The following is a 5601-nucleotide window of genomic DNA, read 5'->3' as shown; positions in this document are numbered from 1 at the left end:
GCTGGCTTTACCGTGTCTCAGTACAACAGCGCGTACTACCACAAGAACAAGGTTACCTGGCTGACACGCGCCGATTACCTCTTCAGCAAAAACGCGATGGTGTACGCCAGCATTTCCACCGGCTACAAGTCCGGCGGCACCGAGGATGGCGGCGCGCTGTACAAGCCTGAAACCCTTACCAACTATGAAGTCGGTGCCAAATTCACCTTCCTGGATGGTCATCTCACCTGGAACAGCGCGGCCTATTACGAGAATTTCAAGAACTTCCAGCTTTCCGCACCGATCGTGTACCAGGATGGCGACCACGGCCTGGGCTTCTCCAACGTACAAGGCAGCACCAAGGTGGCCGGCCTGGAATCGGAAGTGGCGCTGCAGGGGCACGACGATCGTTTCAACCTGGTGTTCTCGGCGATTCCCAAGAAGACGCTGGGCACGCTGATCTATGCCGGCAGCAACGATTACGCCGGCCTGCCGCCGTGCCCGCCGCAGTCGAACCTCTCCAGTTGCATGAACATTACCGGCCACACCCTGCCGCATGCACCGGATGCCTCGCTGACCGCCATCTACGAGCACGATTTCCATCTCTCCAACGGCGGCCGCATCACGCCGCGCCTGTCCTCGCAATACCAGAGCATGCAATGGCTGAGCGTGTTCAACCTGGGCTCGGGCGACCAGCAGAAAGCCTATGTGCGCACCGATCTCTCGCTGCGCTACACCGAACCGCAAGATCGGTGGTACGTGAACGCGTACGTGCAAAATCTTTCGGATGACAAGGTGCGTACCAACGCCATGCGTTTCCAGGAAGCCAATGGCAGCTTCATCTATGTGTCCCAGTACCTGCCGCCCCGGACGTACGGCATCGAACTGGGTGTGTGGTTCTGAGCAGGAAATACTCCCGCCTGCTCAGGGTGGCGCCTCCGCAAGGAGGCGCCTTCTTTGAACACCGGCTTCCAGCCGGCCATCCGGGAATCTGTCCAGCTTGCGTCGGCCGGGCCGCACCAGTAGTGCAAGTCTTGTAAACAAACCGGCCCGCACGGCATAGTCACTGCGCAAATCGGTGATGGTCAGGAGCACGCATGCGGGTACGCCTGGAAGATGTCGCACGTGCGGCGGGTGTCTCGCCCAAGACGGTATCGCGTGTCTTGAACGAAGAGGCATACGTCAAGGATTCCACGCGCAAGCGCGTGCTTGCCGCGATGGACTCGATGAACTATCGGCCCAGCCCGTCGGCGCGCGGCCTTGCCGGCAGCCGCTCGTTCCTGGTTGCCATGCTGTACGACAACAACGACAACCCGGCCTCCACCTACCTGGCCGAAATCCAGGACGGCGTGCTCGACGCCTGCGATGCAAACCGCTACAGCATGATGGTGTGTCCGCTGCGCATGCGCGGGCCCGACTTCATCCGCCGTGTCGACGCGTTGATTTCCGATCATCACGTGGACGGCGTGGTGCTGACGCCGCCACTCACCGACCACCCGCCCTTGCTGCGCCGCCTGCGCGAACGCGAAGTGCCGTATGCCAGCGTGTCCCCGGTCAATCGCAGCGAGACCATCGGCGTTTGCATGGATGACGAGCATGCCGCCCAGGCACTCGTCACGCATCTGGTCCAGCTCGGCCATCGGCGCATCGCGCATGTGCTTGGCATCGCCAATCATGGCGCCACCCGCTGGCGGCTGGCCGGCTACAAGGCTGCCCTGGTGGCGGCGGGCATCCCCTACGATCCGGACTACGTGGTGCAAGGCGAGTTCATGTTCGGCTCCGGCGTTGCCGCCGCGCGCAAGCTGCTCGCCCTGCCGGAACCGCCCACCGCCATCTTCGCCGCCAACGACGACATGGCGGCCGGCGTCATGTGGGCGGCGAACGAGCGCGGCATGAAGGTGCCGCGCGACCTGTCGGTATGCGGGTTCGACGACACGCCGCTGGCCAGCCAGCTGTGGCCGCCACTCAGCACCGTGCGCCAGCCTGCGCGCGAGATGGGTAAACTGGCTGCGCTCCAGTTGATGGAATTGTTGCGCGGCAAAGGCAGCGGCTTGCTCGTGCAAGTGCCTTATTCGCTGCAGTTGCGCGAGTCGACCGGCAAGCCGCCGAAACAGGCGTAACGCGCCAGGTGCATCGCATAGGCTGGGATGAAATCCTGCGCAGGAAGCTTGCGCATCATGTCATCAAGTTCGGCGCATTGAGCTTACCCGACCCCTTTACGACGGAAAAAAAACCTCCCGCGAGCACGGGAGGTTCGGAATCCGGATGGCGGATCAGTGCTTCTGCTTGTAGATATGCTTGCTGTTGTGATTTTCGGCACGATTGAGGTTGCGCTTTTCCTGCTTGGTCAGGTGACCGTTGTGCCTGGCCTCATCTGCGGACTCGCGGCGGGCGATGTTGGCATCGTGTGTTTCGTCGTGTGCAGCCTGGGCCTGCGTCATGGTGCCGTTCTTCAAGCCGTTCTGGATGCGATCCTGCTGGTTTTCCAGGCGATTGTTCACTTCGTTGACGCGCGGATGGCCGGGAACATCGGTTTGCGCGAGCACTGTGCCGGACGCCATCGCTGCACCGATGACCAGACCGACGATGACGAGTTTCGACTTTGCATTCATGGGCAAATTCCTTGAGCTGTTTTAGCGGACGTTCGTGGGAATCAGCCGTTTTGCCGTGATCGGCAACGCGGCATGCATGCGCCGAGTGGGGTCATCTATTTCGAGTACCACCGATGGTGTCTCCTCTCGCGTCCTGCTCCATCGCGTGCCCCCTCACCCCTCGCAAGCGCCAAGAACGAGCGGCCATGGCCCGCGTTGACAAGTGCGCTGGCGGACGCCGGATCGGTTCAGCTGGCCATTATGTTGCGTTGCGAAGACGGTTTCGCGTAAGGCTGCTTGCGCGCCAGGCGCCGGCTTCGTGTGTGCTTGTCTGGAAAAATGACGATGTGTACAACGTGGTGCTGCGATTACCATTGAGAACAACGATGGCCACCAAGCGACTACCATCGGCTCACCCCGGCGAAATCCTGCGGGAAGAGTTCATGATCCCGCTGGAACTATCCAGCAACGCACTAGCCAACGCCATTAGCGTCACGCCGGCACGCATCAACGATATCGTGCGCAAGCGGCGCGGCATTACGGCGGACACCGCACTGCGCGTGGCGCGTTATTTTGGCGCCGATGCGCAAAGCTGGCTGAATCTTCAGCAACACTATGAGCTTGCATGCGCGCAGCGCGAAATTGGCGCGGCCGTGCGGAAGATCCATCCACGCGCTGCATGAGCCGCCCGGGCGGCAGTCCAGCCATATCAATGGCTGCAACATATCAGCCAGCGGCCTCAATCCTGTATCCGCCGTCGTCTGCAGCCCCTCGGCTACAGTTTTATTCGGGGGTCTTTCGAGCGCCGCCTCGCCACCCGCACGAGAAACTGGTGCCCCCGACACGATTCGAACGTGCGACCTTCCCCTTAGGAGGGATCTCGTACAGTTCCTCACGTCCTTCGTCCTCAAGTAGTTAGGCAGTTCGGTCGACTACTTGAGACAAGACTGGGACAAATCTGGAGAAAGTTGGCGTCCCCGAGAGGATTCGAACCTCCGACCTGCCGCTTAGGAGGCGACCGCTCTATCCAGCTGAGCTACGAGGACACTTTCTGAGTTAGGCATACCTAACAAGGGTTAGGCATGCCTAACAGGGGTTAAGGATACCTGACACCATGACAAAGGCCAAAGCAAAGCGGACGGAACCGGGGGTCTATCTTCGCCGTGATGGGCGCCCACGCTACGAGGTCAAGATTCGTTGGACCGATACGACGGGCACCAAACGATACCTCCCCACGGTCATCTTCCCCTTTGACCCGTCGGCCAAATCTGGACCGACCAGTGAGGCCATTGCCCTGGCTTCTGCTAACCGACATGCCATCACAGAACGAACGGCGCTCCAGTTGCATGACAAGCCTCGCGCAGAGCTTGCCGAAGCCTGGACCTTGGGGGGCCTGCTAACTCGCCTGAAAGACGAATCTCAGGCCGCCATTGATGCCCTGACCTCCGAGGGCAAAGCCATCCCCAAGTACCTCCAAAAAAACGTCTCGACCGCCCGAATGTTGCTCGGGCAAAGCAAGCCCGAGGACACCGCCAACCACCGTGGCTTCCCCGACCTCTGCGCTCTGCCCCTGACCAGCCTCAAGCCTGAGCACTTTTCTGGCACACCAACGTCCATGTGCGCCCGCTTGTTGGGACGGGATGGCAAGCCTGCCCCAGGCGACAGTGTCCGTCGCCTAATCTCCTTCCTGGGATCGATGTTTCAACGCGCGAAGACCGTCTGGAAAATTACCTTCAACAACCCACTTGAACGTTGGAAGGACCTCGCGCTTCTACCCGCCTCCAAAGGTCGAGATCGCATCCTGAGCCCTGAAGAATGGAAAGTGGTTAAGCGCTACCTCAGACAAGCCTCGCCTGGCAGGCGAGGCAAGCAACGGACCAATGTCGGAACTCGACTTGCGGTCTATACAGCACGTTTCTCTGCTGCTCGGCGCGAAGAAGTCGTCAAACTCAACTGGGAAGACCTCCAACTCGACGACATCCAAAACGCCACCGCCTTCTTGCGTGATACCAAGAGCAAGAACAAGAACAAACCCAACCACTCGCCTAAAAATCGAAGCATCCCTCTACCACCTCATTTGGCAAGACAGTTGTCTTGGCTCAAACGGCGCCATGCCCACCAGTTTGGGCAAGTGACGGGTCCTGTATTTCGAGGAGTGGACGGTCAGCGCATTGCGTTGGAGTCGGTCAGCCAAGCCTGGAAACGGGCCTGCAAGCGTGCTGGCGTGGAAAACGCCCGTCTCCATGATCTTCGCCATACGCGAATCACAGAACTGGGGCATCGCCTCAACAACCCACTCCAGGTTGCTGCCATCAGTGGGCATGATGACCTGACGGTTCTAAAGCGCTACTTCAACTCGACAGCAAGCGAATTGGGGGCCATCCTCAACAAGCTTGAAATGAAACAGAAAAAGGCGGGATCATCGGACGCAGTCAACTCTGCCATTGAAGCCCTGCGTGGGCTTAGCATTCAACAAATGGCGGAGGCCATGGCAACGGCCATGCAGGCGAAGGCGAAGTAACTGCGAAGCGTTCTGAATGTCTTTCAGGGGGAAGGATATGGGAAGAAGGTCTTCAAAGGGACAGGGTGCCTTGTTCGCCTTAGTCGTTGTCATTGGGTTGCCCATCTACATTGCAACCAAAATTTTCGAAACGACGGGCTGGGTTCTCCCAACAGTGCTCGTTGTCGGTGTTGTATTGCTTATCGTTGGCGCAAAGCACGCTCAGAAACAAAAGCGCCTCGCATACCTTCGAGCCAAGTATCACGACGAAGAAATCGTCCAACAAATTTACGATGGATACTTCTGGGAAGGCCAAACCAAAGAGCAGTTGCGGGATGCGCTTGGCGAACCTTCCGCCATCGACAACAAATTGCTTAAGACCATGACCCGTGAGGTGTGGAAATATCACCCGTCAGGCGTCAACCGCTACAGACTGAGAATTACGGTTGAGAATGGCCGCGTCGCCGGATGGGATAAGAAGACATGATTTAAAGAATCACCGTGTGGTGATGAACAGGAGGAACAAAGCAT

Annotated in this window: 6 protein-coding genes and 1 tRNA gene; 5 read left to right on the top strand and 2 right to left on the bottom strand. The window is 59.1% G+C overall.

Annotated features, from left to right (window positions below):
- Together VMA74_RS18280 and VMA74_RS18275 are read left to right on the top strand one after the other, a co-directional pair.
- The coding region (locus tag VMA74_RS18280; RefSeq protein ID WP_325369571.1) for a TonB-dependent receptor at nucleotides 1-882 on the top strand (882 nt) is incomplete at its 5' end.
- Nucleotides 883-1076: 194 nt separating this feature from the next.
- Nucleotides 1077-2099: a LacI family DNA-binding transcriptional regulator gene (locus tag VMA74_RS18275; protein ID WP_325369569.1), complete on the top strand. Its 1023-nt coding sequence runs from the start codon at nucleotides 1077-1079 to the stop codon at nucleotides 2097-2099.
- A gap of 153 nt (nucleotides 2100-2252) precedes the next feature.
- On the opposite strand, the gene VMA74_RS18270 is transcribed toward VMA74_RS18275, so the two are convergent.
- A complete protein-coding gene (locus tag VMA74_RS18270) occupies nucleotides 2253-2591 on the bottom strand; it encodes a hypothetical protein (RefSeq protein WP_325369567.1) in 339 nt (112 codons plus the stop codon).
- Nucleotides 2592-2956: 365 nt separating this feature from the next.
- On the opposite strand from VMA74_RS18270, the gene VMA74_RS18265 reads away from it, so the two are divergent.
- Complete coding sequence (locus tag VMA74_RS18265; RefSeq protein WP_325369573.1) at nucleotides 2957-3253, top strand: HigA family addiction module antitoxin; 297 nt, start codon at nucleotides 2957-2959, stop codon at nucleotides 3251-3253.
- 286 nt (nucleotides 3254-3539) lie between these two features.
- On the opposite strand, the gene VMA74_RS18260 is transcribed toward VMA74_RS18265, so the two are convergent.
- Nucleotides 3540-3616 (bottom strand) — tRNA-Arg (locus VMA74_RS18260).
- A 68-nt stretch (nucleotides 3617-3684) separates the two neighbouring features.
- Here VMA74_RS18260 and VMA74_RS18255 point away from each other — a divergent pair.
- Nucleotides 3685-5091, top strand: coding sequence for a site-specific integrase (locus VMA74_RS18255; protein WP_325369564.1), 1407 nt, complete (start codon nucleotides 3685-3687; stop codon nucleotides 5089-5091).
- Between the two features lie 70 nt (nucleotides 5092-5161).
- The gene (locus VMA74_RS18250) at nucleotides 5162-5557 is read left to right on the top strand and encodes a hypothetical protein (protein WP_325369562.1); all 396 of its coding nucleotides are present in this window, start codon (nucleotides 5162-5164) and stop codon (nucleotides 5555-5557) included.
- Nucleotides 5558-5601 lie beyond the last annotated feature (44 nt).

This window comes from Dyella sp. (assembly GCF_035508675.1).
Taxonomy (GTDB): Bacteria; Pseudomonadota; Gammaproteobacteria; order Xanthomonadales; family Rhodanobacteraceae; genus Dyella_B.
This window is presented reverse-complemented; position numbering and strand designations above follow the sequence as displayed.

Bases quoted from the DNA above. Each gene is read 5' to 3' on its own strand.
- VMA74_RS18275 (WP_325369569.1), top strand. From the start codon at position 1,077: ATGCGGGTACGCCTGGAAGATGTCGCACGTGCGGCGGGTGTCTCGCCC.
- VMA74_RS18270 (WP_325369567.1), bottom strand. From the start codon at position 2,591: ATGAATGCAAAGTCGAAACTCGTCATCGTCGGTCTGGTCATCGGTGCA.
- VMA74_RS18265 (WP_325369573.1), top strand. From the start codon at position 2,957: ATGGCCACCAAGCGACTACCATCGGCTCACCCCGGCGAAATCCTGCGG.
- VMA74_RS18255 (WP_325369564.1), top strand. From the start codon at position 3,685: ATGACAAAGGCCAAAGCAAAGCGGACGGAACCGGGGGTCTATCTTCGC.